This is a genomic window from Rhizobium sp. FKY42 (genome assembly GCF_005222835.1).
GTDB lineage: Bacteria > Pseudomonadota > Alphaproteobacteria > Rhizobiales > Rhizobiaceae > Neorhizobium.
The window spans coordinates 73,653-100,398 of record NZ_STGA01000008.1; the positions used below are offsets into that span (position 1 = coordinate 73,653).

The window sequence follows — 26,746 nt, forward strand, 5'->3', positions numbered from 1 at the left end:
CGACCCGAGCATGAGCAATCAGCTATTCAGCGCAGCACGGATCCGGGCGGCGTGGTCTGCTAGAATCGCCTGGTCCTCCATCTTGCCTGTATGTGGCTTCAAAGGTTGCCCTTCATGTCGGGGAATAACGTGAAAGTGCAGGTGAAAGACCGTTTGTCCTGCAGCTGGCTCATTGAATTGCGCGATGAACACACCGTCTGCGTCAAAAGCTTCTTTCGCAGCAACGGCAAGCTTTTGAACGACCGTAACCAGTTTGGAAAGCGTTGCCGGGTCTGCGTCCAGCAGGTTGCGTGAGCCCGACTTCGGGATCACCAAAAGATGCCCCGGAGCCTGCGGCATGACGTCCATAAAAGCCAGCGTATCGTCGTCCTCATAAACCTTGTGGGAGGGGATGGTTCCGGCAATGATCTTGCTGAAGATGTTGTCTGGATCATACGTCATCTATGTCTGTCTTTCCGATGTTTATGCGGTTGTTTTCAGATTGGTCGCCCTTCCGGAAAGGGCTGTGCTCACTGAGATACTCGCCAGCGTACTGCACTTCGCGCCGCTCCCTTTCAAGATAGTCTTCGATCGCGCGTCTGAGACCCGCATGGGCGATGAAGTGGCAGGAATGCGTGGTAACCGGCAGATAACCGCGGGCAAGCTTGTGTTCTCCCTGTGCACCCGCCTCGACCCGCTGCAATCCCTTGGCAAGAGCGAAATCGATCGCTTGGTGATAGCAGACTTCAAAATGCAGAAACGGATGATCCTCGATGCAGCCCCAATGACGACCGTACAGTGCGTCCTCGCCAATAAAGTTGATCGCACCTGCGATATAGCGGCCATTCCGTTTTGCCATGACGAGCAGGATGTAATCCGGCATTCGCTCACCGATCAGCGAATAGAACTGCCGCGTAAGATAGGGCCGACCCCATTTGCGGCTGCCGGTATCCATGTAGAACGCGAAGAACTGATCCCAAATATTTTCGGTCAGATCCGAGCCCGTCAACCATTCGATGGTGATGCCGTTTTCCACGGCAGCGCGGCGTTCCTTGCGCAGGTTCTTCCGCTTCGATGACGAGAGTTCATTCAGGAATTCATCGTGATTTGAATAGCCACGATTGATGAAGTGAAATTGCTGATCGGTCCTGTGCAAAAAGCGGGCTTGCTCCAGGAATGGCAACTCTCGCTCACTCAGAAACGTGATATGGGCGGAAGAAAGCCCCGTTTGCAGAGCGGCCGCAGCGACACCCTGAGCAAGTGCGGATCGCACCTCATCCGCTGACGATCCGTCGCGAGCCAACAGGCGAGGTCCGGTGGCCGGGGTGAAGGGTATGGAACACTGGAGCTTGGGATAGTAGCGACCACCGGCGCGCTCAAAGGCATCTGCCCAGCCGTGATCGAATACGTATTCTCCCTGACTATGGCTTTTCAGATAGGCAGGGACCGCCCCTAGCAGTACTCCCGCCTCGTCTTCGAGGAGCAGATGGTGACCCTGCCAGCCAGTCTTTGCGGTGGCCGAACCAGACTCTTCCAGGGAAGAGAGATAAGCGTGAGACAGGAATGGATTATAGGGTGAGCCACCTCCGCGTCGAGCGCCTGTCAAATGCGACCACTGCTCACTAGCGATGTTCTGGAAAGATCGTTCGACGCGGATGGTGATTTCTTCAGTCATTTACGCAGCGTTTCAGCTTTCTCGTGGGTCGAAACCCTCGAATGTCATCTGGTCTGCATGAGTATAGGTATGCGCCCGCGCGTTTTCATCCCTGACCGTCCAGGTGATGACGGGAATTCCGCGGCTTCGTTGAGCATCAACGAAACTGTTCGGCAAGTGTGACCAATGGTAGGAAATAAAGTCCAGACCAGCCTGCATGGCTTCATCATGTTCGAAGAACTTGTCCGGATCATTCCCTTCCGCTGTCAGGCCGACCGGATAGGAGGATCCTGCGCGTTTCAGCGCGAAAAGCAGATGATGATCGAAGCTCATCAACGCCACTTTGCCCTGATAGCCTTCCAAAACCTCTAGAACGGCTTCGGCAAATCCATCGTCATCTTCTTCCGTGCGACCCTTCAGCTCAATAACCAGGGGAACTTTGCCCTTCACGAGATCCAGCATCTGGCGCAGTCTTGGAATCTTGTCGCCGGTTCCCCCAACAGACAACAGACCGAGCTCAGCCGCGGATTTTTCTCGCACGTCTCCTGAAATGCCGCAGAGGCGTTCAAGCGTGTGGTCATGAAAGACCATAGGCACGCTGTCTGAAGACAGTTGGATATCGCACTCAATGGCGAAACTGGCTTCAACCGCCCGTGAGAATGCGGACAGGGTGTTTTCCCAGACTTTTCTGTTCTGATCATGAAACCCGCGATGGGCGACAGGGATATCTTTGATCCAATCAGAGTTCATGCTCATGCTTCAATTTCCACGATGGCATCGATTTCGACCGCGGCGTTGAAGGGAAGGGCGGCCATGCCGACGGCGGCCCGAGCATGTTTGCCTGGCGCGCCCAGAACGTTGGCGATGAGATTGGAGGCGCCGTTCATCACGATATGTTGTTCAACAAAGCCAGGCGCGGAGGCTATGAAGCCGTTCAGCTTGAGCACTTGCCGGATACGGCTCAAATCTCCACCCAAGGCGGCTTTGGCTTGGGCAAGAATGTTGATAGCGCAAAGTTCAGCCGCACGCTGGGCTGTCGGCACGTCAACTTCAGTGCCAACAAGCCCGGTTATTGCAATTTTTCCGCCTTCAATTGGCAATTGGCCCGAGATGTAGAGAGTGTTGCCGCTTATCGTGAATGGCACGTAGTTCGCAGCTGGCGCGGCTGCTACGGGCAATTCGACTCCCAAATCCTTGAGCCGTGTTTCGATGGCTGCGGACATTTCATTCTCCTGTTTGATTGTAAAATTGACGCGATTCCGTCACACATGAAAGACGCACTGCTATCGTGGCGTACATATAACATCGTGGGCTGAGTCCCATAGGAGATTGTGGATGAACCGTTACGACCTCGCTGGTGTTTTTTACGCCTCGACCCTGCTCTTTGCTTCCGGGGCAGCTCACGCTGGCGTCGAAACTGCACTTTCGCTCGTTCCCCATCGTGCCGTTTATGATCTGAAGCTGAAGGACTTGTCCGATCGATCCGGCATTGAAGGCATGTTCGGGCGCATGGTCTACGAGTTCACGGGCTCGGCCTGCAGCGGGTTCACGACCAATTTCCGCTTCGTCACCAAGATCGACACGGGCGAGGAGCAACGCGTTACCGATCAGCAGACGACAACCTTCGAGAACATCAAAACGCGTCAATTCCGCTTCGACACCAAGTCTTTCACGGATGAAAAACTGGACAAGCAGGTGACCGGCGAGGCGACTGACGCGAAAACCAATCTTGCGATCTCACTTGCCAAGCCGGACAAGCGGGATGTGACGCTGACGCCTTCGCAGTTTCCGACGGAGCACATGCTGGAGGTCATCGACCATGCCAAGCAGGGCAAGCGGTTTTTCGAGGCGCGGGTTTTTGACGGCTCCGAAGACGGCGACAAGAGCCTGCTGACGTCCACGATTGTCGGCGCGCAGCAGCAGCCGAAGGCCGATGACGAGGAAGCACAGCTTGCCGGCGAATTTGCCAAAACACCGTACTGGCCGGTCACGATTGCCTATTACAACGAGGATGCCCGATCCGATTCTACACCTGTCTACCGTATGTCGTTCAAGCTCTACGACAACGGCATCACGCGCGACCTGACCATGGATTATGGAGATTTCGTGCTTTCCGGGACGCTTTCGAAGCTTGAAGTTCTGGGGAAGCCATCGCAGGAAAAATGCAACTGAGATCTGAGGCAGGCGGGCTGCATATCTTACTTGCAGGTGAAGGTGCCGCCCGTCTTCATGTCGAGTTGCTGAGTGCAGGTCGATACTTTCTGCTTGATTTCGATCATCAGAGGTTTTTCTGATGATCGATAGCGGCACGCTATGGTGAGCGTTCGGCCTTCCTTGTAGACGGAACTCACTTGCCAGACCGCTTTTCCTCTGGTCGCACTTCCTGATGACTGGTCTGGCGCGAGCACCACATTATCTGCCACCAGACCATCGAACAGCTCTATGGAAAGCAGCGGATCCGATGCACGACCGGGGCAACCGGGATCCGAGGCATGGGCAGTCGATGCTGCAAACAGAGATACAAAACCCAGAACAATTGCAGGTTTGTTCATTCAACACTCCCCAGTCAGCTTTTAAGAAGCCTGCAAAATTCCAGACTTTATGTCTGTGTAGGAGAAGCAATCTCCAGAGCCGGGAAGTTAAAATAACACTCCGGGTCTTGCAATTGGATGACAAGGCGGTTATGCGCACCGTCATTCCACACGCGAAGCTTGGGATTGGCCGGGAGAAATCCGGTCTGTTCCGCCGGTGGCTGTTTATGCAGCTGTTCGTTTCGCGGGGGTTAAACCGGAAACTAGGAGTATAAGGCATGGCATTGCCTGATTTCAGCATGCGTCAGCTTTTGGAAGCTGGCGTCCACTTCGGTCACCAGACACATCGCTGGAACCCGAAGATGAAGCCGTACATCTTCGGCGATCGTAATAACATTCACATTATCGACCTGGCGCAGACCGTTCCTATGCTGTCGCGCGCCCTGCAGGTGATTTCCGACACGGTTGCTCGTGGCGGTCGCGTCCTGTTCGTTGGCACCAAGCGTCAGGCTTCTGAACTGATCGCCGACTCTGCCAAGCGTTCTGCCCAGTACTACGTCAACTCCCGTTGGCTCGGCGGCATGATGACGAACTGGAAGACCATCTCCAATTCGATTCAGCGCCTGCGCAAGCTCGACGAAATCCTGAACTCCGAAGCCCAGGGCTTCACGAAGAAGGAGCGTCTGAACCTTGAGCGCGAGCGCGAGAAGCTGGAGAAGGCTCTCGGCGGTATCCGTGACATGGGCGGCACGCCGGACCTGATGTTCATCATCGATACCAACAAGGAAAAGATCGCTATCGACGAAGCCAAGCGCCTGGGTATCCCGGTTGTCGCTATCATCGACTCGAACTGCGATCCGGACCTCATCGACTACCCGATTCCAGGTAACGACGACGCTTCACGCGCAATTTCGCTTTATTGCGACCTCGTTGCTCGCGCCGCGATCGACGGTTTGGCTCGCCAGCAGGGCGCTTCCGGTCGCGATATCGGCGCATCTGCCGATGCACCGATCGAGCCGGCTCTGGCTGACGAAGCTCAGGCTTAATTCACTGGGGAGCTTCGGCTCTTCGTTCCATGATTTGAAGGTCGCCCCTGTGGCGGCCTTCATTCGAATGTAGACGCTCCGTGGCCAAGTGCACGCTGTTGATAGCTTGATGCGCCGGAGTGCCATTCATAACGCTGTTATAGTCCCGAGTACATTCGTGCTCCAAATTGGCGCCGGTTTCCGATTCCAGCAGGCGCATCCGACAAATCGATAAGAGGCGAAAATGAGCGAAATCACAGCCGCAATGGTCAAGGAACTGCGCGAGAAGAGCGGCGCAGGCATGATGGACTGCAAGAAGGCGCTCGCCGAAACCAATGGCGACATGGAAGCCGCGATCGACTGGCTGCGTGCCAAGGGTATCGCCAAGGCTGACAAGAAGTCTGGCCGTACTGCTGCAGAAGGTCTCGTCGGCATTGCCAGCGCTGGTACCAGCGCCGTTGTTGTCGAACTCAACTCCGAAACCGACTTCGTTGCTCGTAACGATGCGTTCCAGGATCTCGTTCGTGGCGTTGCGGCGGTTGCGCTGACGACGGATGGTTCCGTTGAGGCTGTTTCGGCTGCGACCTACCCGGCGACTGGCAAGTCCGTCACTGATACGATCAAGGACGCAATCGCCACCATCGGCGAAAATATGACGCTTCGTCGTTCTGCAAAGCTTTCGGTCGAAGACGGTGTGGTTGCGACCTACATCCACAACGCAGCTGCTGATTCGCTTGGCAAGCTGGGCGTGCTGGTTGCTCTCAAGTCGACCGGTAACAAGGACGTTCTGACAGCTATCGGCCGTCAGGTTGCCATGCACGTTGCCGCCACCAACCCGCTGGCGGTTCGCGCCGAGGAAGTCGACGCTGCTGTTGCCGAGCGCGAGCGCAACGTCTTCATCGAGCAGTCCCGCGCCTCCGGCAAGCCAGACGCGATCATCGAAAAGATGGTTGAAGGCCGCATGCGCAAGTTCTTTGAAGAAGTCGCGCTTCTCTCGCAGGCATTCGTGATCAATCCCGACCTGACTGTTGCCGCTGCTCTTAAGGAAGCGGAAAAGGATGCTGGCGCTCCGATCGAAGTCACGGGCATTGTTCGTCTGCTGCTCGGCGAAGGCGTCGAGAAGGAAGAGACCGATTTCGCTGCAGAAGTTGCAGCGGCCGTTAAGCACTAAGCTTTCGTTCTAAAACCTGTAAAAGCCTGGGGCATCGCGTGACAATGCGATGCCCTTCGTGTATCCGGCTTTCGGTGCGATCCTCGAAGGAGTTTCCATGTCTTCCACCCAACCCGTCTATAAACGTGTACTGCTGAAGGTCTCTGGTGAGGCGCTGATGGGCAGTCAGGGCTTTGGCATCGATGTCACTGTCGCCGATCGTATTGCCGCCGACATTGCCGAGGCCGTTTCCATGGGTGTGGAAGTCGGCGTGGTCGTTGGCGGAGGAAACATTTTCCGCGGCGTGGCTGTTGCGTCCAAGGGTGGAGATCGCGTCACTGGCGACCACATGGGCATGTTGGCAACAGTGATCAATGCACTGGCGCTGGCGACGTCGCTGCGCAAACTCAACATCGAGACGGTCGTTCTCTCTGCGATTGCGATGCCGGAAATCTGTGAAAGTTTCTCACAGCGGCGCACGCTTCATCATCTGGAACAGGGCCGTGTGGTGATCTTTGCCGGCGGAACGGGCAACCCCTTCTTTACGACCGATTCGGCTGGCGCGCTCAGAGCCGCCGAAATCGGTGCACAGGCCATTTTCAAGGGAACGCAGGTGGATGGTATCTATTCTGCCGATCCGAAAAAGGACCCGAATGCTTCCCGTTTCGACAGCCTTACGCATAGCGAAGTGCTGGAGAAGGGGCTGGCCGTCATGGACGTTGCTGCCGTGGCGCTAGCGCGTGAGAACAGTATTCCAATCATCGTGTTCTCGATACACGAGAAGGGTGGTTTCGGCCAAATCTTGACGGGTGGTGGCCTGAAGACCATCGTAACCGATAACTGACATCAGGCGCGGTCAGGATGCCGCGACAGCAAGAAAAATGGAGTGTATGATGAGCGGAACGGATCTCAACGATCTCAAGCGTCGTATGGACGGCGCCATTGCAGCATTCAAGAGCGATATTGCTTCCTTGAGAACAGGCCGTGCTTCGGCAAACATCCTGGATCCGGTCACGGTGGAGGCCTATGGTTCGCGCGTTCCGTTGAATCAGGTCGCCAACATCAGCGTTCCAGAGCCGCGTATGCTTTCGGTTTCCATCTGGGACAAGACGATGGTCGGGGCTGTCGACCGTGCGATCCGCGAATCCCACCTTGGTCTTAACCCGATCGTCGACGGCCAGACACTGCGCATTCCGCTGCCGGAACTCAATGAAGAGCGGCGCAAGTCACTCGTGAAGGTGGCGCATGACTACGCCGAAAAGGCAAAAGTTGCCGCTCGCCACGTACGCCGCGATGGGATGGAAGCCCTGAAGAAGGCCGAGAAGGACGGAGTCATCGGCCAGGACGACAGCCGTGCACAGTCTGAAAAAGTACAGAAGATGACGGATGATACGATTTCCGAAGTCGATCGCTTGCTTGCTGACAAGGAAAAGGAAATCATGCAGGTTTAAATCCCCTGCTGCGCTCACCGGTTGAATCGGCACGAAATGAACGGATATTCCATGATTAGTGGTTCGACGCCGAATGTGCCGAAGCATGTTGCCATCATTATGGATGGCAACGGGCGCTGGGCCAAGGAGAGGGGCTTGCCACGGACCGTGGGACATACCAAAGGCGTGGAAGCCGTTCGTCGTGCAGTCGAAGTGGCCGGTGGATATGGCATACGCTATTTGACCTTGTTCGCATTTTCGTCAGAAAACTGGAGTCGTCCGGAAGCAGAGGTTTCTGACCTTCTCGGGCTTCTGAGACGGTTCATCCGACGCGATCTCGCCGAGCTGCATAAATCCAATGTTCGGATCAAGGTCATCGGCGATCGCGAGAACCTGAAGGGCGATATTCTGCCGCTTTTGCTCGAGGCCGAGGATACCACTCGTGGCAATTCCGGCCTCACGTTGATCATTGCATTCAATTATGGTGCGCGCGACGAACTCATGCGTGCAGCGCGCCGTCTGGCGTCTATGGTTGAAGCGGGAGAACTGGCATCACAGGATATCACTGAAAACCACCTTGCATCGCAGTTGGATACGGTGGGAATTCCGGACCCTGACCTTATCATTCGAACCAGCGGCGAGGAGCGTCTCTCAAACTTTTTGCTCTGGCAGGCTGCATATGCCGAATTGGTTTTCCTGCCAGGCTATTGGCCTGATTTCGGGCGCGAGATGTTCGATGAGGCCCTGCGAATCTTCGCTACGCGCGATCGTCGCTTTGGCGGCCTTTCCGAAAGCACAACGGCGGTGGTAGGGTGATGTCGTCTGAGTTGAAGAAGCGAATCGTTTCGGCCATCGTTTTGGCGGTCGGTTCGTTGTGGGCGACATGGATGGGCGGCTTGGCCTTCGATATCCTGTCGGCTGCGATCATGGTTTCGATCTATTATGAATGGTCGACGATGACCGGGCTGTCGGCGCGGCATTATCCTTCATACGCCTTCGGTTGGTTTGCGATTGCTCTCCTCTCGTTGAATTTGATCGCTGGCGATCCGGCTCTCGGCGTTCCTCTGCTGGCCGGTCTCACCGTAACCGGATTGATATTGCTCTATCTGAGAGATTGCAGCGGTTGGTTTCCGGGGGGTATCTTCTACGCAGGCCTCAGTGGCATTTCCCTGGCGGCAATTCGTGGGAATGATGCCTCAGGTTTAGTTGCCATGATCTATGTCTTCGCGATTGTTTGGGCGACCGACATTCTTGCGTTCTTTGTGGGACGCGCCATTGGCGGGAAGAAACTGGCACCGCGCATTTCGCCGGGGAAAACCTGGTCCGGTGCCATTGGTGGGACGATATCCGGGGTGATTGCCGGAGGCGCTGTATCGTTCTCCTTCTTTCCGCAGTTGAGCTTCCGGACGCTGGGCCTCGCGCTCCTGTTGTCCATCGCGAGTCAAATCGGTGACCTTTTCGAATCGTTCATCAAGCGTCGTTTCGGCGTAAAGGATTCCAGTCATCTCATTCCTGGTCACGGTGGGGTGATGGACCGGGTTGACGGCCTCGTTTTCGCCGGTTTCACAGCTTTTCTTCTTGCGGTGATCCATGCGGCGTGGTCTGACGCAGGTGGTACATCAGTTGCAGCTTTCGTATTTGGCTTGTAAATAAAGCCGGATCGCGCGCGGAGGAAGAAATGGCCATCTTTGGCTTCATTACAGGCTATTTGATTCCGTTCATTCTTGTGCTGTCGTTGCTCGTCTTCGTCCATGAGATGGGGCACTATCTTGTCGGTCGCTGGAGCGGTATCCGAGTCACTGCGTTTTCCATCGGCTTTGGCCCGGAGCTTATCGGCTTCAACGACAAGCACGGCACCCGATGGAAAATTTCCGCGATCCCACTGGGCGGCTATGTCAAGTTCTGGGGCGATGAGGATGCATCGAGCCGACCCGATTTCGACGGTCTTGGTCATCTGACAGAGGCGGAGCGCGCCCAGACACTTGGCGGCGCGAAGCTCTGGAAGCGTGCTGCCACCGTTGCTGCCGGTCCGATTGCGAATTTTCTCTTGGCAATCGTCATTTTTGCAGTCCTTTTCGGCGTGTATGGACGATCTGTCTCTGATCCCGTTGTTTCGGAAGTGCGCGCGGACAGTGCTGCCGCGGCCGCAGGCATCTTGCCGGGAGATCGTCTGGTCGCGCTGGATGGATCTGCAATCAAGACATTCGATGATGTTCGCCGCTACGTCAGTATCCGCCCGGAAACGCTCGTTACTGTGACCATTGAGCGAAACGGCCAGCGCCAAGACATTCCTCTGGTGCCGAAGCGGACCGAACTTACCGATCAGTTCGGCAACAAGGTCGAAATGGGTTTGATTGGCGTCGTTACAAACGAGCAGAGCGGTAACTTCCGTCGCGTACAGTACACGCCGATCGAGGCGGTGAAAGAAGGCGTGATCGAAACGGGACAGATCATTTCCGGCACGTTCCGCTATATCGGAAATCTTGTTACGGGTCGCATGAAGGCAGATCAACTGGGTGGGCCGGTGCGGGTGGCACAGGCATCCGGGCAGATGGCAACTCTCGGAATTGCCGCAGTGATACAACTCGCAGCCGTCCTGTCCGTTTCGATCGGTTTGCTCAATCTGATGCCGGTTCCGGTACTTGATGGTGGCCATCTTGTGTTCTATGCCATTGAGGCCATTCGTGGAAAACCACTTGGGGCGGGTGCACAAGAGATTGCGTTTCGTATCGGACTGGCTATGGTTCTGAGCCTGATGGTATTTGCAACGTGGAACGATATCAGCAATCTAATAGGCTGAGGACGTTCGAGGAAAGGGTCTGTTTACCTTGTTTGCAAGTCGCCGTGTCGATTGGGACACTGCTTGCAAGGAAGTAAATAGAAATTAACGGGAAACCTTGCTTGTAGGGTAAAAGCAGGTAAAACGACACACGTGGCCGGAGTCGGGTTACCGCCCGCCGAGGGACAACGGGAAAAGGTAAGAATTGAAATGAAAGCTGGTTCAAAGTTTTTGAACGCAGTGTCGGCGTTTGCGCTGTCTGCTGGTGTTGTCGTGTCGGGCGCAAGCGTTGTTGTGCTTGCATCGCCTTTGGCGGCTGAAGCCGCTGTGATTCAGCGCATTGATGTGCGGGGCGCCCAGCGTACCGGCCAGGAGGCTGTCCGTTCAAATCTTACCATTCGCCCAGGGGTAGCGTTTTCCAATTCGGACATTGATGAGTCGGTCAAGCGCCTGTACGCAACCGGCTATTTCTCTGACGTGAAGATTTCCGTTTCGGGCGGGACCCTGGTGGTTTCCGTCAATGAGAGCCGCCTGGTCAATCAGGTTGTTTTCAACGGTAACCGCAAGATCAAGGATGACAAGCTCCAGTCTGTTGTTCAGACGCAGCCGCTCGGACCATACTCAGATGCAATCATTCAGGCGGATATTCAGCGCCTCAAGGAAGCCTATACGTCGATCGGTCGAAGCGATGTTCAGATCACGACCCAGACGGCTCCGGTCGGGCAGGGTCGGGTAAACCTGGCTTTCGTGATCAACGAGGGTGAGCGCACGAAGATCTCCTCGATCAACTTCGTCGGCAATCAGGCTTACGGTGATCGTCGTCTGCACGACGTACTGGTTACCAAGGAAAGCGGTCCGCTGTCGTTCATCACGCGCAAGGATGTCTATTCCGATGATAAGCTGCGTGCTGACGAAGAGGCGCTTCGCCAGTTCTACTATAATCACGGCTACCCGGACTTTCGCGTCGTTTCCTCCAATGCGGTGCTCGACGAGTCGAAGAACGAGTACACAATCACGTTTACGGTCGAAGAAGGCGCACGCTATAATTTCGGCAATGTGGCTGTCGAATCAACTGTCAGCGGAATTAGCGGCGAGGAGTTGCAGGGTCTGGTGCAGACCAAGAGCGGCAACACCTACAACGCCAAGGAAATCCAGAAGACAATGGAGGCGATCTCCAAAAAGGTCGCTAGCGCAGGTTATCCGTTCGCACGTGTTACGCCGCGCGGTGATCGTAATTTCCAGACCAACACCGTTGGCGTGACCTACCTGGTGGATCAGGGGGAGCGCGCATACGTTGAGCGTATCGATATTCGCGGCAACACACGTACGCGCGACTATGTTATTCGTCGTGAATTCGACCTTAGCGAAGGTGATGCCTTCAACCAGACGATGATCACGCGTGCCAAGCGCCGCCTGGAAGCCCTTGGTTACTTCGGCAAGGTCAATATTTCTACGCAGCAGGGCTCGTCTCCTGACCGCGTCGTGATTGTGGTTGACGTTGAGGATCAGGCGACCGGTTCGTTTGGTATTGGTGCAGGTTATGCGGCCAACGACGGTGTAGTTCTGGAAGCTTCTGTCGAGGAAAAGAACTTCCTGGGTCGTGGTCAGTACATTCGTGTTGCTGCCGGTGGTGGTCAGGATAGTTCGCGCACCTACTCCTTGAATTTCACCGAGCCTTATTTCCTTGGCTATCGCCTTGCTGCTGGCTTTGACGTTTTCAAGAGCCAGACCTCTTCGAACGACTATTATACCTACGAAGAGCAGGGCTTTACGCTACGTGTGACGGCGCCGATCACGGAAGAACTGGCGACGACATTCCGGTATAACTATAAGGAAATTCAGTATAGCGGTGATGGCGACTGGAAGACGAGCCTTTCGCGTCCGTATCTGGATCTCGTGAACGGTGGTACCTATCTACAGTCGTCCGTTTCGCAGACGTTGACCTACAATACGTTGGACAGCATGACGCTCCCGCGTCAGGGCATTTATGCAACGGTTACGCATGAATATGCCGGTCTCGGTGGCGATTCCGAGTTCTACAAGATCTACGGGCGCGCTCGCTACTTCCACACGCTTTCGGACGAAATGGACCTCATCGGTCAGTTGTCTGTTGGTGCGGGCCACGTTGTTGCGACAGGCGACAAGCTGAATGTGTTCGATCAGTTTACGCTAGGCGGACGTCAGGTTCGTGGTTTCGAGAACGATGGTATCGGTCCTCGCATGCGTAATGGTGACACGATCGGTGGCACGACCTACTTCACCGCTTCTGCGGAAGTAACCGCTCCGCTGCCGGTTGTTCCGGAAGACTTTGGTCTTCGCGCAGCATTTTTTGCAGATGCGGGTACGCTCTATGGCAACGAAGTGGCCAATACAGCTGGTATCCAGGGTACGAGTTCGGCATGGCGCGCATCCGTGGGCGCAGGCATCACTTGGGCTTCTCCGTTCGGAGCTCTTCGCTTCGATTACGCGGTTCCGGTTGTGAAGGAAGACTACGATCAGGAACAGCGCTTCCGCTTCAGCATGGCGAACCAGTTCTGATCTTCTCGGCCCTCGAAAGAGGGCCGATTGCTCTTCAGGAGCTTGACTTCATGGACAGAAATTCTTTCTTTCCGCCTTCCCAGGCGATCAGTTTGCGCGAACTCGCGAACCGATGCCAGGCTGAACTCGTGGATGAAGGTACCGGTAGTTCGATGATCAGGGGGGTCTCACCTGTTTATCGTGCCAAGGAAGGCGATGTTTGCTACATTGCATCCAGGAAGTACCGAGTCGAACTAGAAACCTGTGCTGCCACCGCTATCATCTGCGGGTCCGGACTCGAAGGTTATGTGCCAGCTGGAATCTCTATTCTGCGTGCCGCATCGCCCCAAACCTCATTCGCGTTGATGGCCTCTCTTTTGTATCCGGCTGCATTGCGGCCGATGCAGGTTCAAGCATCCGGCATTTCGCCATCTGCCCATGTCGATCCGACCGCGCGCCTTGAGGCGGATGTTACCATTGAGCCGTTTGCCGTCATTGGTGCTGGCGTCGAGATCGGAGCTGGCACTCATATTGGTTCTAGCGTGACCATTGGGCCTGGCGTCAAGATTGGCCGGGGCTGTTCTGTTGCGTCGAATGTCACGCTTGCCTGCACTTTTATTGGCAATAACGTGATCATTCACTCCGGTGCTCGCATTGGACAGGACGGATTCGGCTTTGCGCCCAGTGCGACCGGCATGGTGAAGATCGTTCAGATTGGGCGTGTGATCATTCAGGACAATGTCGAAATCGGCGCTAACACAACGATCGATCGTGGCGCCATGGATGATACCGTCATTGGCGAGGGTACCAAGATCGATAATCTCGTTCAGATCGGTCATAATGTGCGGGTCGGCCGGCATACAGCCATGGCGAGCGGTGTCGGCGTAGCGGGATCAACGGTAATCGGCAGTGGAGTACAAATAGGCGGCGCTGCCGGGGTCAACGGACATATTTCCATTGGTGATGGTGCCCAGATCGCGGGAATGAGCGGCGTGATTACACCAGTTCCTGCCGGAGCGAAATATGGTGGAATGCCTGCGCGCCCCTTGGGCGATTTTTTGCGAGAATCGGCTGAAATCATGGTGCGTGCCGAAGGTCGCTTGAAGAAGAAGGGTGAAAATAATGGCTGATGAGTCGCAGCAAGTGCTGGATTCAGTCGACATCATGGAGCTGATGGAGCTGTTGCCTCATCGCTATCCGTTTCTCCTCGTTGACAAGATCGTTGATATCAATGGCGACGAGAGCGCAGTTGGTATCAAGAATGTAACGGTCAACGAGCCACATTTTCAGGGCCATTTTCCGACTCAACCCATAATGCCCGGCGTTTTGATTGTGGAAGCGATGGCCCAAACGGCTGGCGCCATCTGTGCGCGGAAGCAGGGTGCTGGTGGCAACCTTGTGTACTTCATGACAATTGACAATGCTCGCTTCCGTAAGCCGGTTGTTCCTGGCGACCGCGTTGAAATTCGGGTTCGGAAGCAGAAACAGCGTGGTAACATCTGGAAGTTCCACTGCGATGCTCTGGTTGACGATGTGCTGGTCGCCGAAGCAGATATCGGCGCCATGATGCGCCCGAAGGAAGCTGAATGAGTTCGATAGCTGCAAGTGCACGTATTCACCCGCTCGCCATCGTCGAAGATGGCGCTGTCATTGGTGAAAACGTTGTTGTCGGTCCTTTTTCAAGGGTGGGCTCCCGCGTTGTCCTAAAAGATGGCGTTCATATCATTTCGAATGCTGTGGTCGACGGATTTACGGAAGTCGGCGCGCAGTGCCAGATTCATCCGATGGCCGTCATCGGTGGTGTTTCGCAGAGCCTGCATGAGGCAGGTGATGATTCGAAGCTTATCATCGGCGCGCGTTGCACAATTCGTGAAGGCGTGACGATGAATTCTGGTACTGTGGGGGGTGGGGGAGTAACTAGCGTCGGAGATGATTGCCTGTTTCTCGCCAATTCACATGTCGCCCACGATTGCCGTCTGGGCAACAATATCATCCTGTCCAACAATGTCATGCTTGCTGGGCACGTCATTGTGGGGGATCGTGCTATCCTGAGTGGTGGATGTGCTGTGCATCAATTCACGAGAATAGGTCGACAGGCATTCATTGGTGGCCTCTCGGCAGTCAATTACGACGTGATTCCATATGGCATGCTGAACGGCAATCCCGGCATTCTTGGTGGCCTTAACGTTGTTGGGATGACACGCGCCGGCATAGAGCGGGCTATCATTCACAAGGTCCGGCGAGCTTACAAGGATATCTTCGAGGCCGAGGGCTCCGTTCGCAGCAATGCCGCCGCGTTGCGGAACGATTACCTGGACTGCCCTGAGGCGCTCGAGGTGATCGACTTCATTTGTGCCGAGAGTGATCGAGCCATATCTTCCCCGTATCGCGGGAAGGCTTGAGCCGGTGTCTCTGGTAGGTGGTGGAGGCCAAACTGGTAGGCTCGCCATCATAGCAGGGCGTGGTTTCCTCCCTCTGTATGTGGCCCAGGCAGCGCGGCGAGCTCAGGATGAGCCCTATATCATCGCGCTTAGCAACGAAGCGGATGCTGACTTTTCCGGCTTTTCCGCTCAAGTTGCGGGCATCGGCGATGCGCGTTTGATTGAGCAGATCGTCCGGCGTGAAGGGATCAGCCGCGTTGTCATGTCTGGCGGTGTTCACAAGAGGCCAGATTGGGGCAGTATTCATCCGACATTACGCGTGGTTTTTCGATTGCCTTCTATTGTGAAGACGCTGATCAACGGTGGAGATGACGCTGTCCTGCGAATGGTTATCGGCATTTTTGAGGGTATGGGTTGCCGTGTTTGCGGCGTCCATGAAATTGCCCCGGACCTTCTCGCGCAAACCGGACTGTTATACGGTCCAGCTTTGACGGATCAGGATCGGATAGACATCAAGGCTGGAGTGGAAGCCGCAAGGGTTCTTGGTCGCCTAGATATTGGGCAGGGAGCTGTTTGCGTCGGTGGCCGCATCATCGCCTTGGAGGGCCCCGAAGGCACGGATTCCATGCTTGCCCGTGTCGCTGACCTGCGTCGATCAGGACGGATATCCCAACGGAAAAAGGGTGTGCTTGTCAAACTCTGTAAGCCTCAGCAGGATCTGCGCGCGGATCTCCCGACGATCGGTCCGTCGACAATTGTAGCTCTCTCTGCCGCGGGTCTGGCAGGTGTGGCCGTTGAGGCCGGCCGCTCATTGATTGTCGAACAAAAAGCGGCTGGAGAGTTTGCTGAGCAACATGGTCTTTTCATCGCTGGCGTTGATCTGGGACTGGATGGGTTGGGGTTGCCGTGAACGGAAAAGAACTCAAGGTCGCAGTGGTTGCGGGAGAAGTGTCTGGAGATCTTCTTGCTGCCGATCTCGTGCACTACCTGCGAGCAGAATTTGGCGGCACCATCAAGCTCGTCGGGGTTGGCGGGGATGCGCTGGAGGCACAGGGGCTCAGGTCCTTCTTTGACTATTCTGAACTTTCCATCATGGGAATAACGCAGGTTCTGAAGCGGTTGCCGCAGCTTCTGCGCCGTGTACGGCAGACTGCCGACAGAATTGTTGAAGCCAGGCCTGACCTGCTTGTCATTGTCGATAGTCCAGACTTCACCCATCGTGTCGCGAAACATGTCCGCGCGAAACTGCCTGGCCTGCCCATTGTGAATTATGTGTGTCCGAGCGTGTGGGCCTGGAAAGAATACCGTGCCAAGGCCATGCTGGGATATGTCGATCACGTGCTGGCTGTCTTGCCCTTTGAACCACCGGAGATGGTGCGCCTGGGTGGGCCGACAACAACGTTTATCGGCCATCGATTAACCGCGGATCCGAACGTGAAGCGCGTGCGTGAGCAGCGTCAGACTTTGGTAGAGAGCCAGGTCATCGGTCGTCGCTCCGGTCCATGTGTTCTGCTTTTGCCGGGGTCGCGGTCAACCGAGATCAAGGGCCTGATGCCGATTCTCAAGGACACGGCGGATCTCATCCGCAGTCGCAATCCGTCGGCAACCTTTCTGCTGCCAACGGTTTCGCGTCAACATGCTCTCGTTGAATCGCTGCTTGCGGACTGGAGCGTAAAGCCAACGGTCACCCGGACTCCGCAGGAAAAATGGGACGCTTTTGCCAAGGCGGATATGGCTCTTGCCGCTTCTGGAACAGTGACGCTGGAACTTGCACTGTGCGGTGTTCCAACCGTGTCCATGTACAAGACAGATCTGTTGATGAGGCTGTTTCTGTCACGGATCAAGGTGTGGTCAGCGGCCTTGCCCAATCTCATTGCGGACAAACCTGTCATTCCGGAACACCTTAACGATCTTTTGCGCCCTGGCTACTTTGCGCGCTGGGCGGAGGTGCTGTCGCGCGAGACGCCTCAATTGCGCGCAATGCAGAGTGGCTTTGACGAAGTTTGGGCAAAGCTCGCCACCGATACTCCTCCAGGTCTGGCTGGAGCCAGGGTTGTACTCGATCTGCTCTCAGAGCAAAACAAGCTTCCTGGTTGAACATGTTCCGAGCCTAAGTTCGGCGCGAATTCCAGATCGTCAGTTCCCCAGATCGTCAGTTCCATTGACACGATAAAGCCCGCCATTCCATTGAATGACGGGCTCTTTCTCATGTTCGAAACGCAGTTCAGCGTTTGGATAGCGGGAGGTAATCTCGCTTCGGCGCGCCGGTGTAGAGCTGGCGCGGACGACCGATACGCTGCTGCGGATCTTCGATCATTTCCGCCCACTGAGCGATCCAGCCGACTGTACGGGCAAGTGCAAAGAGCACCGTGAACATGGTGGTTGGGAAGCCCATGGCCTTCAGAGTGATGCCGGAATAGAAATCGATGTTCGGGTAGAGCTTCTTCTCGATGAAATACTCGTCCGTCAGCGCGATCTTTTCCAGTTCCATCGCGACCTGCAGCAGCGGATCGTCCGAATGGCCAAGTTCTGCAAGCACTTCATGCGTGGTCTTCTGCATGATTTTTGCGCGCGGATCGTAGTTCTTGTACACGCGGTGGCCAAAGCCCATCAGGCGGAACGGGTCGTTCTTGTCTTTCGCGCGAGCGATGAATTCGGGAATACGGTCCGGAGTGCCGATTTCCTGCAGCATGTTGAGAGCTGCCTCGTTCGCGCCACCGTGCGCCGGGCCCCAGAGGCAGGCAATGCCAGCAGCGATACAGGCGAACGGATTGGCGCCAGACGAACCTGCGAGGCGAACCGTCGAGGTCGAGGCGTTCTGCTCGTGATCGGCATGAAGGATGAAAATCCGGTCCATGGCGCGCGCGAGAACAGGATTAACCTTGTATTCCTCGCACGGTACGGCAAAGCACATGCGCAGGAAGTTCGAGGCGTAATCGAGATTGTTCTGTGGATACACGAAGGGCTGGCCGATGTGGTACTTATAGGCCATTGCAGCGATCGTTGGCATCTTCGCGATCATGCGCAATGACGCAACCATGCGCTGATGCGGATCAGTGATATCCGTCGAGTCGTGATAGAAGGCGGAGAGGGCACCAACAGTGCCGACCATGACTGCCATCGGGTGAGCGTCACGACGGAAGCCTGTGAAGAAACGGCTCATCTGCTCATGCACCATCGTGTGATGTGTTACACGATGGTCGAAGTCCTTTTTCTGTGCAGCTGTCGGCAGTTCGCCGTAGAGCAGCAGGTAGCAAGTTTCCAGGAAGTCGCCATGCTCTGCGAGCTGTTCGATTGGATAGCCGCGATGCAGAAGTACGCCTTCATCGCCATCGATGAAGGTGATCTTGGATTCGCAGGATGCAGTCGATGTAAAGCCGGGATCGTAGGTGAAGGTGCCAGTGTTCTTATAGAGCGCGCCGATGTCCAGAACGTCCGGCCCGATCGTGCCCTTGCGCACCGGAAGGTCAACCTTCTTATCGCCTAGTCCAAGATGTGCATTTGTGTCCGTCATACTGATCCTCCGATGGGCGGAACGGCGCAGGACGCGCCAGGAAAAACTGAAGCTGTGCAATTAGCTATATGATCTCGCTGCCCCTGCCAAGCGCTCGACATGATGTTTTGTGCACCGCGAAAGTAGGGCTTAACGACCTCATGGCGAGACAGTAAAGAGGCTGTCCCGCGAATATGTTGAATTAAATCGATCCAATACAGATTTAGCCAAGAAGTTTGGTTTGACGCCGATTGACGCGCTCGTTCACCACAGGCAGTCTGCCCCTCATATTTAACTTAGCAAGCGATTTTTAAGGCAGCATATAGTGGATCGGGCACTCGTGGGGCGTGCAATACTATGTTTTTGGCGGCCTAAGGAGGCGACTCAGATCTGGATGCACTTGGCCGATGCATCTCGGGAGAATAACCCTTCGTTACAACCTTTGACGTGCCCATCATCAAACAGCCACTCCGAGCCACAGCCTGTTGTTGACAGCGAGAAGCGGTGGTTCCGGCGCGTATGGGAGGAAGAGGTGTCTTTTGGGCACGTTTTCCTGTTTCTGCCGGTCGTTTTGGGCAGCGGTGCGGCAATCTGGTTTACACTGCCGTTCGAACCTTCCCCGGTCCATTTCTGGTTCGCCGGTCTTCTTCTTGCTGCGGCATGTCTGGCGGGGAGAGCGGGCTATCAGACGCTGTCAGTCGCTGCTGCCATTCCTGGCCTTCTAGCAGGGGGGATGCTGCTCGCCAGATTCGAATCCGACCGACTTGCGACAATCATTCTTGATAGCCCGGTCACGACGAGCGTGACTGGTGTTGTCGAGCGTCGCGAGGCTGTTGGTGACCAGCGTTGGCGCTACGTCCTGAACATCTTAGAGACCTCCGAACCGAAGCTGAAGCGCGCGCCTGGACGCGTGACGCTCATCGTGCGCGGCAAGACAGACCCCTTGCAGACTGGCGCTATCGTGCGCGGACGCGCGCGATTGACACCGCCGTCCGGGCCGGCGCTGCCCGGTTTGAGCGATTTTGGCTTCCCAGCCTATTTCGACGGTATTGGTGCAACCGGCTTTTTCTACGGTCGCCCCGAGATATTGGGTGCTCAGGAAGTAAAAGGGGTTTGGCAACAGGCCGTGCAGTTCGCTTTCGCATTGCGCAGCTATGTCGGCGATCGAATTCGGCAACTCAATCCCGGTGATGAGGGCGCATTTGCGGCAGCAATCGTAACGGATGAGCGTCGAGCTATATCGCCACCGGTTGTGGAGGCTCTCAGGGCATCCGGTCTGGCGCATATCGTCGCGATATCCGGCTTGAACATGGCGCTTGCGGCTGGAATCTTTTTTGTCGGTCTACGAACCGTGCTCGTGATGCTGCCGGGCGTTTCAGCGCACGTACCTGTCAAAAAAGTCAGCGCATTCGGTGCGCTTCTGATGGTGACGGCCTATTACTGTATCTCCGGTTTCGGCGTATCAGCCGAGCGGGCATACATCATGATGGCGATCCTTCTGATTGCCATCCTCTTCAACCGCCCTTCGTTGAGTATGTACAACATCGCCCTGGCGGCGTTGGTAATCATTGTCCTTCACCCATCCAGCGTCATGGGCGCCAGTTTCCAGATGTCGTTTGCCGCGACTGCTGCTCTGCTTGCTTGCTATCGGCTTTGGGCTGACCGCTCCCATGAGCAGGATCAGGCACTCGTTCCGGGCATTTCCTTTCGCAGCCTTTTATCCAGCGCATCTCGGTTGCTGGCCGGAACTTTGATGACATCTCTGATTGGAGGATTGGCAACTGCGGTCTTTTCGATTGCGCATTTCAACCAGCTGACGGCCTATGGGCTTGCTGCCAATCTTGCGACAATGCCCATTATATCGCTGATCGTGATGCCATTTGGCCTGATCGGAATGCTGTTGATGCCGTTCGGGTTCGATCAACCGTTCTTCATGATCATGTCTCTTGGGTTGAAGCTGGTGATTGCCGTCGCGATGGAGGTGGCCTCTTGGGGCGGAAATACGGAAACAGGCCGTGCTGCGAGCTGGCTATTGCCTGTTGCCACCGCCGGTCTCATCATCTTCTCGCTCTTAAGGACACGACTGCGATGGTTTGGTCTCTTTATTCTCGTGGCTTCGGTTTGTGTCAACGCATCGGTAGAAAGGCCGCGAGCCGATCTTGTGATTGCAGAGGATGGGAGAATGGCAGCGCTCTTGAGTGGGACGTCAGCCTCCATCACTACGGAAAAACCATCCGAGTTTGTATTTAAACAATGGAAAAACGCGCTGGGCCTTGAGGAGGTCGTGCCGCCGGCCGTGACAAGTGTGGATGTGGGTAAGCGTAAGGCGGCACCAGAGTCAAAGGGGTCAGAATCAGGAACGGTTTCAGGGAAGACGCCGCGTCATGCATTGACGAGCAAAGAGATCTCGATCATCGACAAAGCGTTGACAATAGATAAGTTGCAGCCACTTCAAATGCCGCGATTCTCTTGCGTCAAAAATCTGATTTGCATGGGACGCAGCCAATCAGGTGTCAAGATCGCAATCGTGAGTGACATGCGGCTCACAGGATACGCGTGTGACCGGGCGGATCTTGTCATCGTGTCTGGCTCGCCATTTACGCAATGCCGCTCCGGTGCTCTTCTCCTGACGGGAGCAAAGCTGAAGCAGACAGGCTCAATTGAAATGTGGTTCAACGGTCAGCCTCAGTCCTCTTCCTGGACAATGAAGTCTGCGCTTCAGAGCAACAAAAGGCCTTGGCAGTTGCACCGTCTTTATGACTGGCGAACCGATACATTCCAGCCCTTGGACGTGAAACCATCGGTCGAATTCGGGTTCAGTGATAACGCCGAATGAGGCCCACCAGCTTACCTTGCACCTTGACACGATCTGGCGGGAAAATACGTGTCTCATAGGCGGGGTTCGCAGCTTCCAGCGCAATCGATGCGCCTTTGCGCCGGAAACGCTTCAAAGTCGCCTCTTCGTCGTCTACAAGGGCTACGACGATATCGCCGGGGCTGGCCGTATTGCCGTTTCGAATGATCACCGTGTCCCCATCCAGGATACCGGCCTCAATCATCGAATCACCCTTGACCTCAAGCGCGTAGTGTTCTCCGGGGCCAAGCATTTCCAAAGGAACGCTGATGGAATGGGTATTGTTCTGAATGGCCGAAATCGGCACACCGGCTGCGATTCGCCCCATGACAGGAACCGATGCGGACTGGCTATCATCTTCCGCGGCCTTAGACCGAACCGGAGCAGGCGGGGGCGGCTGAATTTTGCCGAGCGATCCCTCGATGACACTTGGCGAAAAGCCACGCTTTGGAACAGGTGGAGCAAAACCAAACGGCTCCGGCAACTTGATAACCTCCAGCGCCCGCGCACGGTTGGGGAGCCGACGGATGAAGCCTCTTTCTTCGAGTGCAGTGATCAGGCGATGTATTCCCGATTTGGAGGCGAGATCCAGGGCATCCTTCATCTCGTCGAACGACGGCGGCACGCCTGACTCCTTCATCCGTGCGTGAATGAAAAGAAGCAGTTCCTGCTGTTTACGTGTCAACATCCGTCGTCATCCTGTTGGGAAACAAATCCAGAACAGACACTATCTGTTCCATATGTGTTCCGCAAGAGGTTCACGGCAAATATAGCTTGCAGAAACACATGGATAATGGTGGGTTGCAAGCCTGGTTAGTGACAGGAGCTTCTTTTTGACTTCTCCGAACATCGATCATCTGGTCTTGCCGGTCGAATCGCTGGTTGTCGCCCGGAAGCGTTGGCGGGAGCTTGGCTTTACGGTGGCTCCAGATGCGTTCCATCCCTTCGGAACGTCCAATGCCTGTATTTTTTTCAGTGACGGAACCTATCTTGAGCCACTTGCCGTTCATGATGAGGCGCTCTTACACCAGAGTATTGGTGCAGGAAACTGCTTCGTCGAAAGGGATAGCGCGTTCCGGCAAGCCGAGGCTCGTGAAGGTTTTTCGGCTTTCGTTTTGCGTTCGACGGATGCGGTGACGGATGATGATCGCTTCCGGCAATCCGGGATAAGCGCCGGGAATCGCCTGGACTTTTCGCGCACCGTCGTCGATGAGATTGGGAGTGCTTCTGTTGCCAGCTTTCGACTGGCCTTCGCCCATCTGGGTTCCTCGCGCTTCTTTGCTTTCACCTGCCAGCGGGTTAATGCAGCGCTGCCCACTGTGGGGCCGTCTGTGGAACATCCAAACGGTGTGCTCGGACTTGATGCTATCTTCCTCTCAACAGAAGAGCCTGCAGGGATTGAAAATTTGGCGACGATGCTTGGCGTTCGCGCGCAGAAAACGGATCACGGGCATGTGTTCCAGCTGCGTAATTGTGACGTCGAAGTCGCGATGGAGATGGCCCGCGAGTCGGACAGAACCCGGACGCTTCCCGCAGATCTGCGTGGGATAGGCATCCGCTTCCGAGTCAGGAACATTGCCGAGACCCGCGCCGCGCTACACGAAGCATCCATTCTGCATCAGAGCAGCGGTGATTGCCTGATCATCTCGCCGGCACAAGGACAGAGATGTATCGTAGAATTCGTTCAGGCCTAATGTGTGCGAAATGCGAGGCCGCAGCGAAATGAACCTTGCAAAAGCCAAGCCGCGTCCAACATCGACGACCGTGGCCGGGAAGGGTGTATCGCTCCTACGCGTTGAAAAACTAGATCAGCATCTCTTACGGTACGAGAGCGCAACACAGGCGCTCGATGTTTGGTGCGATTTGCGAGGTTTCCAACGGCGTGAGAAGACCCATGCGAAGCGAGTTGACTCAAAATCAGCGTCACCACCCAAGACGGTACATGCTGCTCTCGGTTTAAGCGACGGCGAAGAAATCGAGTATCGCCAGGTTCAGTTGATGCGGGAGGGGCTGGTTCTTTCCGAGGCTGAAAACTGGTATCGACCAAATGCGTTGACCATCAAGATGAAAGAGCGTTTGGCTCAAACAAATGCCCCGTTTGGCCGGGTCGTTCAGGCTTTGCAGTTCACACGGAGAACTTTGCAGAGCCAAATCCTGTGGTGCCCTCCAGAACCCATGCCGCACTTCGTTCTTCGACACCACGCGGTCCTGTACAAGCCGGATTCGACGCCCTTCGCCTTTGTTATCGAGACCTATACCCACCATTTGCTGCTCGATCGAACGAGGTGAGAGGGACATCCATTTCCAATGGTGACAGTTCCACCCTCGACTGTTATTCACCGCGCGGGCGCATCGGTGCCACTCTTGGGTGATAACTGGACTGCACGATGCACGAATCGAAAAGGCTTGAAGCTTTCAGTATGCGTCCAGCAATTTGCCGACGCCTCAAGCCGAGCAAGCGGCTGACGCCGGGAAGGATAAGCTTATGAGTGTTGTCGCGAATTCCGTGGTTGCCGTAGGCGAAGGCAAATCCCGAGTCGAGTTTTCGAATGGAAAGCCTCTGTCACTCATTTGCGGGCCGTGCCAGATGGAGAGTCGCGACCACGCCTTCATGATGGCAGGTTTGATCAAGGAGATCACCGACAAGCTGGGTATCGGGCTCGTCTACAAGAGCTCTTTTGACAAGGCCAATCGGACGTCACTTTCCGGCAAGCGGGGTATCGGATTGGAGAAAGCGCTGGAGGTCTTCAGCGACCTGAAGAAAGAGTTCGGTTTTCCGGTCCTGACCGATATCCATACCGAAGAGCAGTGTGCAGAGGTCGCGCCGGTCGTCGATGTTCTGCAGATACCCGCCTTTCTGTGCAGGCAGACGGACCTACTTGTTGCTGCGGCCAAGACCGGTCGGGCGATCAACGTGAAGAAAGGCCAGTTTCTCGCCCCTTGGGACATGAAAAATGTGCAAGCCAAGTTCACGGAGAGTGGTAATCCGAACGTCATGCTGTGCGAACGGGGCGCATCGTTTGGCTATAACACGCTTGTATCCGACATGCGTTCGTTGCCCATCATGGCTGCCATGGGCTCGCCGGTCATCTTCGATGCAACGCACTCCGTTCAGCAGCCTGGCGGGCAGGGTGGCTCCACTGGCGGACAGCGCGAATTTGTCGAGACACTGGCGCGCGCCGCTGTGGCCGTTGGTGTTGCTGGCGTTTTCATCGAAAGCCATCAGGATCCGGATAATGCGCCTTCTGATGGACCGAACATGGTCAAGCTGCAGGACCTTCCGCGTTTGCTGGAGACATTGATGGCCTTCGATCGCGTAGCGAAGCGTGGCACCTGATGGGAGGACGCGACGGCTCGAAAATCGAGCTGTCATACTCGTGCCATTGTATTTTCCGCCTTGTTGGGTAAGACAGGCACATACTTTCACCGCACACTACAGGATGAGCTTATGACAGCTATTACGGACATTATCGCGCGCGAGATTCTCGACAGCCGTGGCAACCCGACCGTTGAAGTCGATGTCCACCTCGAAGATGGCAGCATGGGCCGCGCGGCCGTTCCGTCGGGTGCATCTACGGGCGCCCACGAAGCCGTTGAGCTTCGTGATGGCGGCAAGCGCTACCTCGGAAAGGGCGTTGAGAAGGCTGTTGAAGCCGTCAACGGTGAAATTTTCGATGCCGTTGGTGGTCACGACGCGGAAAACCAGATTCTCATCGACAACCTGATGCGCGAACTGGATGGCACGCCCAACAAGTCTCGCCTTGGTGCAAATGCGATTCTTGGCGTTTCGCTTGCCGTTGCGAAGGCCGCCGCTGAAGCTTCCGGTCTTCCGCTGTTCCGCTATGTCGGCGGCCCGAATGCCCGTCTCCTGCCGGTCCCGATGATGAATATCATCAACGGCGGAGCGCATGCCGACAACCCGATCGATTTCCAGGAATTCATGATCATGCCGGTCGGCGCGGAGAACATCCGTGAAGCCGTGCGCATGGGTTCTGAAGTGTTCCATGTTCTCAAGAAGGAACTGGCGGCACAGGGCCATAACACGAACGTGGGCGATGAAGGCGGTTTTGCTCCGGGCCTCGAGAGTGCGCCCGCTGCGCTGGACTTCATCATGAAGTCTATCGAGAAGGCTGGCTACAAGCCTGGCGACGATATGTTCGTTGCACTGGATTGTGCTTCCACCGAGTTCTTCAAGGACGGAAAATACGTGCTGGAAGGCGAAGGCCGTACGCTCGAGCCGGAAGCCATGGCTGAGTACCTCGCTGAGCTTGCTGCCAAGTATCCGATCATTTCGATCGAAGACGGCATGGCAGAAGACGACTGGGCGGGTTGGAAGGCTCTTACCGACAAGATCGGCTCCAAGGTGCAACTGGTCGGCGATGATCTGTTCGTGACGAACTCCGCGCGCCTGCGTGATGGCATCAAGATGGGTGTCGCCAACTCGATCCTCGTCAAGGTCAACCAGATCGGCTCGCTCTCTGAAACGCTGGATGCGGTCGAAACGGCACATAAGGCCCGCTATACAGCCGTTATGTCGCATCGCTCTGGCGAGACTGAAGACTCGACCATCGCTGACCTCGCCGTTGCACTGAACTGCGGTCAGATCAAGACCGGTTCGTTGGCGCGCTCAGACCGGCTCGCGAAGTACAACCAGCTGATTCGCATCGAAGAAATGCTGGGTCCGCAGGCTGCTTATGCGGGACGCTCGATCCTGCGCGCATAATTCGGCTAGAGCACGTCCAGCAAAAGTGCGTCAGCGGTTTTGCGTCCGGACTGCGTAAAAGCAAAGAGATAGAGCATTTTCGGTGATCCCGTTTTGCACCGGCAATGCTCTAGAAGGCTGATTTCAAAGGCGGTAACCGGTTGCGGTTGCCGCCTTTTTTGTGCCGGCAGGCCGGCCTGCGCATATGGTCAACGATTGATTAAGCAAACTCTGGCAGCTTGCAGATCGTA

At 55.7% G+C, this 26,746-nt stretch carries 26 protein-coding genes; 19 read left to right on the plus strand and 7 right to left on the minus strand.

All coding sequences use genetic code 11. The features are described 5' to 3' along the window. Positions 1 to 18: 18 nt before the first annotated feature. From E8M78_RS04465 to E8M78_RS04480, 4 genes are read right to left on the minus strand one after another with little or no spacing between them, the layout of a single operon-like run. On the minus strand, positions 19 to 441 hold the full coding sequence (locus tag E8M78_RS04465) for an HIT family protein (protein ID WP_137133912.1): 423 nt from the start codon (positions 439 to 441) through the stop codon (positions 19 to 21). Continuing rightward, positions 431 to 1,654: a GNAT family N-acetyltransferase gene (locus E8M78_RS04470; RefSeq protein ID WP_137133913.1), complete on the minus strand. Its 1,224-nt coding sequence runs from the start codon at positions 1,652 to 1,654 to the stop codon at positions 431 to 433. The genes E8M78_RS04465 and E8M78_RS04470 overlap by 11 nt, the downstream gene beginning before the upstream one ends. Before the next feature lie 12 nt (positions 1,655 to 1,666). After that, positions 1,667 to 2,383 carry a glycerophosphodiester phosphodiesterase gene (locus E8M78_RS04475; RefSeq protein WP_137134008.1) on the minus strand — a complete coding sequence of 239 codons (717 nt, stop codon included), beginning with the start codon at positions 2,381 to 2,383 and terminating at the stop codon, positions 1,667 to 1,669. 2 nt (positions 2,384 to 2,385) lie between these two features. After that, positions 2,386 to 2,856, minus strand: coding sequence for a RidA family protein (locus tag E8M78_RS04480; protein ID WP_137133914.1), 471 nt, complete (start codon positions 2,854 to 2,856; stop codon positions 2,386 to 2,388). A 112-nt stretch (positions 2,857 to 2,968) separates the two neighbouring features. Between E8M78_RS04480 and E8M78_RS04485 the strand changes: the two genes are divergently transcribed. Then, positions 2,969 to 3,805, plus strand: a complete 837-nt coding sequence (locus E8M78_RS04485; protein ID WP_137133915.1) for a cell envelope integrity EipB family protein — start codon at positions 2,969 to 2,971, stop codon at positions 3,803 to 3,805. A 26-nt stretch (positions 3,806 to 3,831) separates the two neighbouring features. On the opposite strand, the gene E8M78_RS04490 is transcribed toward E8M78_RS04485, so the two are convergent. Next, positions 3,832 to 4,185 carry an STY0301 family protein gene (locus E8M78_RS04490; RefSeq protein WP_137133916.1) on the minus strand — a complete coding sequence of 118 codons (354 nt, stop codon included), beginning with the start codon at positions 4,183 to 4,185 and terminating at the stop codon, positions 3,832 to 3,834. 257 nt (positions 4,186 to 4,442) lie between these two features. On the opposite strand from E8M78_RS04490, the gene rpsB reads away from it, so the two are divergent. The 13 genes from rpsB to lpxB all read left to right on the plus strand — a co-directional run bounded on the left by rpsB (position 4,443) and on the right by lpxB (position 17,543). Further along, a complete protein-coding gene (gene rpsB / locus E8M78_RS04495; RefSeq protein WP_137133917.1) occupies positions 4,443 to 5,210 on the plus strand; it encodes a 30S ribosomal protein S2 in 768 nt (255 codons plus the stop codon). Between the two features lie 223 nt (positions 5,211 to 5,433). After that, entirely contained in the window at positions 5,434 to 6,360 is a 927-nt protein-coding gene (gene tsf, locus E8M78_RS04500; RefSeq protein ID WP_137133918.1) for a translation elongation factor Ts, read from the plus strand. A gap of 97 nt (positions 6,361 to 6,457) precedes the next feature. Further along, positions 6,458 to 7,183, plus strand: coding sequence for a UMP kinase (gene pyrH / locus E8M78_RS04505; protein WP_137133919.1), 726 nt, complete (start codon positions 6,458 to 6,460; stop codon positions 7,181 to 7,183). 49 nt (positions 7,184 to 7,232) lie between these two features. Continuing rightward, positions 7,233 to 7,790: a ribosome recycling factor gene (gene frr, locus E8M78_RS04510; protein WP_170973316.1), complete on the plus strand. Its 558-nt coding sequence runs from the start codon at positions 7,233 to 7,235 to the stop codon at positions 7,788 to 7,790. 51 nt (positions 7,791 to 7,841) lie between these two features. Continuing rightward, on the plus strand, positions 7,842 to 8,585 hold the full coding sequence (locus tag E8M78_RS04515) for an isoprenyl transferase (protein WP_246658221.1): 744 nt from the start codon (positions 7,842 to 7,844) through the stop codon (positions 8,583 to 8,585). Next, positions 8,585 to 9,418 carry a phosphatidate cytidylyltransferase gene (locus tag E8M78_RS04520; protein ID WP_137133922.1) on the plus strand — a complete coding sequence of 278 codons (834 nt, stop codon included), beginning with the start codon at positions 8,585 to 8,587 and terminating at the stop codon, positions 9,416 to 9,418. Before E8M78_RS04515 ends, E8M78_RS04520 begins: the two co-directional genes overlap by 1 nt. Before the next feature lie 29 nt (positions 9,419 to 9,447). After that, the gene (gene rseP / locus E8M78_RS04525) at positions 9,448 to 10,569 is read left to right on the plus strand and encodes an RIP metalloprotease RseP (RefSeq protein ID WP_137133923.1); all 1,122 of its coding nucleotides are present in this window, start codon (positions 9,448 to 9,450) and stop codon (positions 10,567 to 10,569) included. Between the two features lie 189 nt (positions 10,570 to 10,758). Further along, on the plus strand, positions 10,759 to 13,086 hold the full coding sequence (gene bamA, locus E8M78_RS04530) for an outer membrane protein assembly factor BamA (RefSeq protein WP_137133924.1): 2,328 nt from the start codon (positions 10,759 to 10,761) through the stop codon (positions 13,084 to 13,086). A gap of 50 nt (positions 13,087 to 13,136) precedes the next feature. Further along, positions 13,137 to 14,195, plus strand: a complete 1,059-nt coding sequence (gene lpxD, locus E8M78_RS04535) for a UDP-3-O-(3-hydroxymyristoyl)glucosamine N-acyltransferase (protein ID WP_137133925.1) — start codon at positions 13,137 to 13,139, stop codon at positions 14,193 to 14,195. Next, on the plus strand, positions 14,188 to 14,655 hold the full coding sequence (gene fabZ / locus E8M78_RS04540; protein WP_137133926.1) for a 3-hydroxyacyl-ACP dehydratase FabZ: 468 nt from the start codon (positions 14,188 to 14,190) through the stop codon (positions 14,653 to 14,655). Before lpxD ends, fabZ begins: the two co-directional genes overlap by 8 nt. Further along, positions 14,652 to 15,467 (plus strand): acyl-ACP--UDP-N-acetylglucosamine O-acyltransferase, encoded by an 816-nt coding sequence (lpxA, locus tag E8M78_RS04545; protein ID WP_137133927.1) that lies wholly within the window; start codon positions 14,652 to 14,654, stop codon positions 15,465 to 15,467. The genes fabZ and lpxA overlap by 4 nt, the downstream gene beginning before the upstream one ends. A gap of 4 nt (positions 15,468 to 15,471) precedes the next feature. Further along, entirely contained in the window at positions 15,472 to 16,356 is an 885-nt protein-coding gene (gene lpxI / locus E8M78_RS04550) for a UDP-2,3-diacylglucosamine diphosphatase LpxI (protein WP_246658222.1), read from the plus strand. Beyond that, the gene (gene lpxB / locus E8M78_RS04555) at positions 16,353 to 17,543 is read left to right on the plus strand and encodes a lipid-A-disaccharide synthase (protein WP_137133928.1); all 1,191 of its coding nucleotides are present in this window, start codon (positions 16,353 to 16,355) and stop codon (positions 17,541 to 17,543) included. The genes lpxI and lpxB overlap by 4 nt, the downstream gene beginning before the upstream one ends. 127 nt (positions 17,544 to 17,670) lie before the next feature. Here lpxB and gltA read toward each other — a convergent pair whose 3' ends face one another. Then, positions 17,671 to 18,960 (minus strand): citrate synthase, encoded by a 1,290-nt coding sequence (gltA, locus tag E8M78_RS04560; protein ID WP_062554384.1) that lies wholly within the window; start codon positions 18,958 to 18,960, stop codon positions 17,671 to 17,673. A 511-nt stretch (positions 18,961 to 19,471) separates the two neighbouring features. Here gltA and E8M78_RS04565 point away from each other — a divergent pair. Next, the gene (locus tag E8M78_RS04565) at positions 19,472 to 21,775 is read left to right on the plus strand and encodes a ComEC/Rec2 family competence protein (protein ID WP_246658223.1); all 2,304 of its coding nucleotides are present in this window, start codon (positions 19,472 to 19,474) and stop codon (positions 21,773 to 21,775) included. Here E8M78_RS04565 and lexA read toward each other — a convergent pair. After that, a complete protein-coding gene (gene lexA, locus E8M78_RS04570; RefSeq protein ID WP_137133930.1) occupies positions 21,756 to 22,481 on the minus strand; it encodes a transcriptional repressor LexA in 726 nt (241 codons plus the stop codon). The genes E8M78_RS04565 and lexA overlap by 20 nt on opposite strands. Positions 22,482 to 22,626: 145 nt before the next feature. On the opposite strand from lexA, the gene E8M78_RS04575 reads away from it, so the two are divergent. The 4 genes from E8M78_RS04575 to eno all read left to right on the plus strand — a co-directional run bounded on the left by E8M78_RS04575 (position 22,627) and on the right by eno (position 26,516). After that, the gene (locus E8M78_RS04575; RefSeq protein ID WP_246658224.1) at positions 22,627 to 23,487 is read left to right on the plus strand and encodes a VOC family protein; all 861 of its coding nucleotides are present in this window, start codon (positions 22,627 to 22,629) and stop codon (positions 23,485 to 23,487) included. A 28-nt stretch (positions 23,488 to 23,515) separates the two neighbouring features. Beyond that, positions 23,516 to 24,082 (plus strand): hypothetical protein, encoded by a 567-nt coding sequence (locus tag E8M78_RS04580; RefSeq protein ID WP_137133932.1) that lies wholly within the window; start codon positions 23,516 to 23,518, stop codon positions 24,080 to 24,082. A 196-nt stretch (positions 24,083 to 24,278) separates the two neighbouring features. After that, positions 24,279 to 25,130: a 3-deoxy-8-phosphooctulonate synthase gene (gene kdsA / locus E8M78_RS04585; RefSeq protein WP_137133933.1), complete on the plus strand. Its 852-nt coding sequence runs from the start codon at positions 24,279 to 24,281 to the stop codon at positions 25,128 to 25,130. A 111-nt stretch (positions 25,131 to 25,241) separates the two neighbouring features. Then, positions 25,242 to 26,516 (plus strand): phosphopyruvate hydratase, encoded by a 1,275-nt coding sequence (gene eno / locus E8M78_RS04590; RefSeq protein WP_137133934.1) that lies wholly within the window; start codon positions 25,242 to 25,244, stop codon positions 26,514 to 26,516. Positions 26,517 to 26,746: the final 230 nt, after the last annotated feature.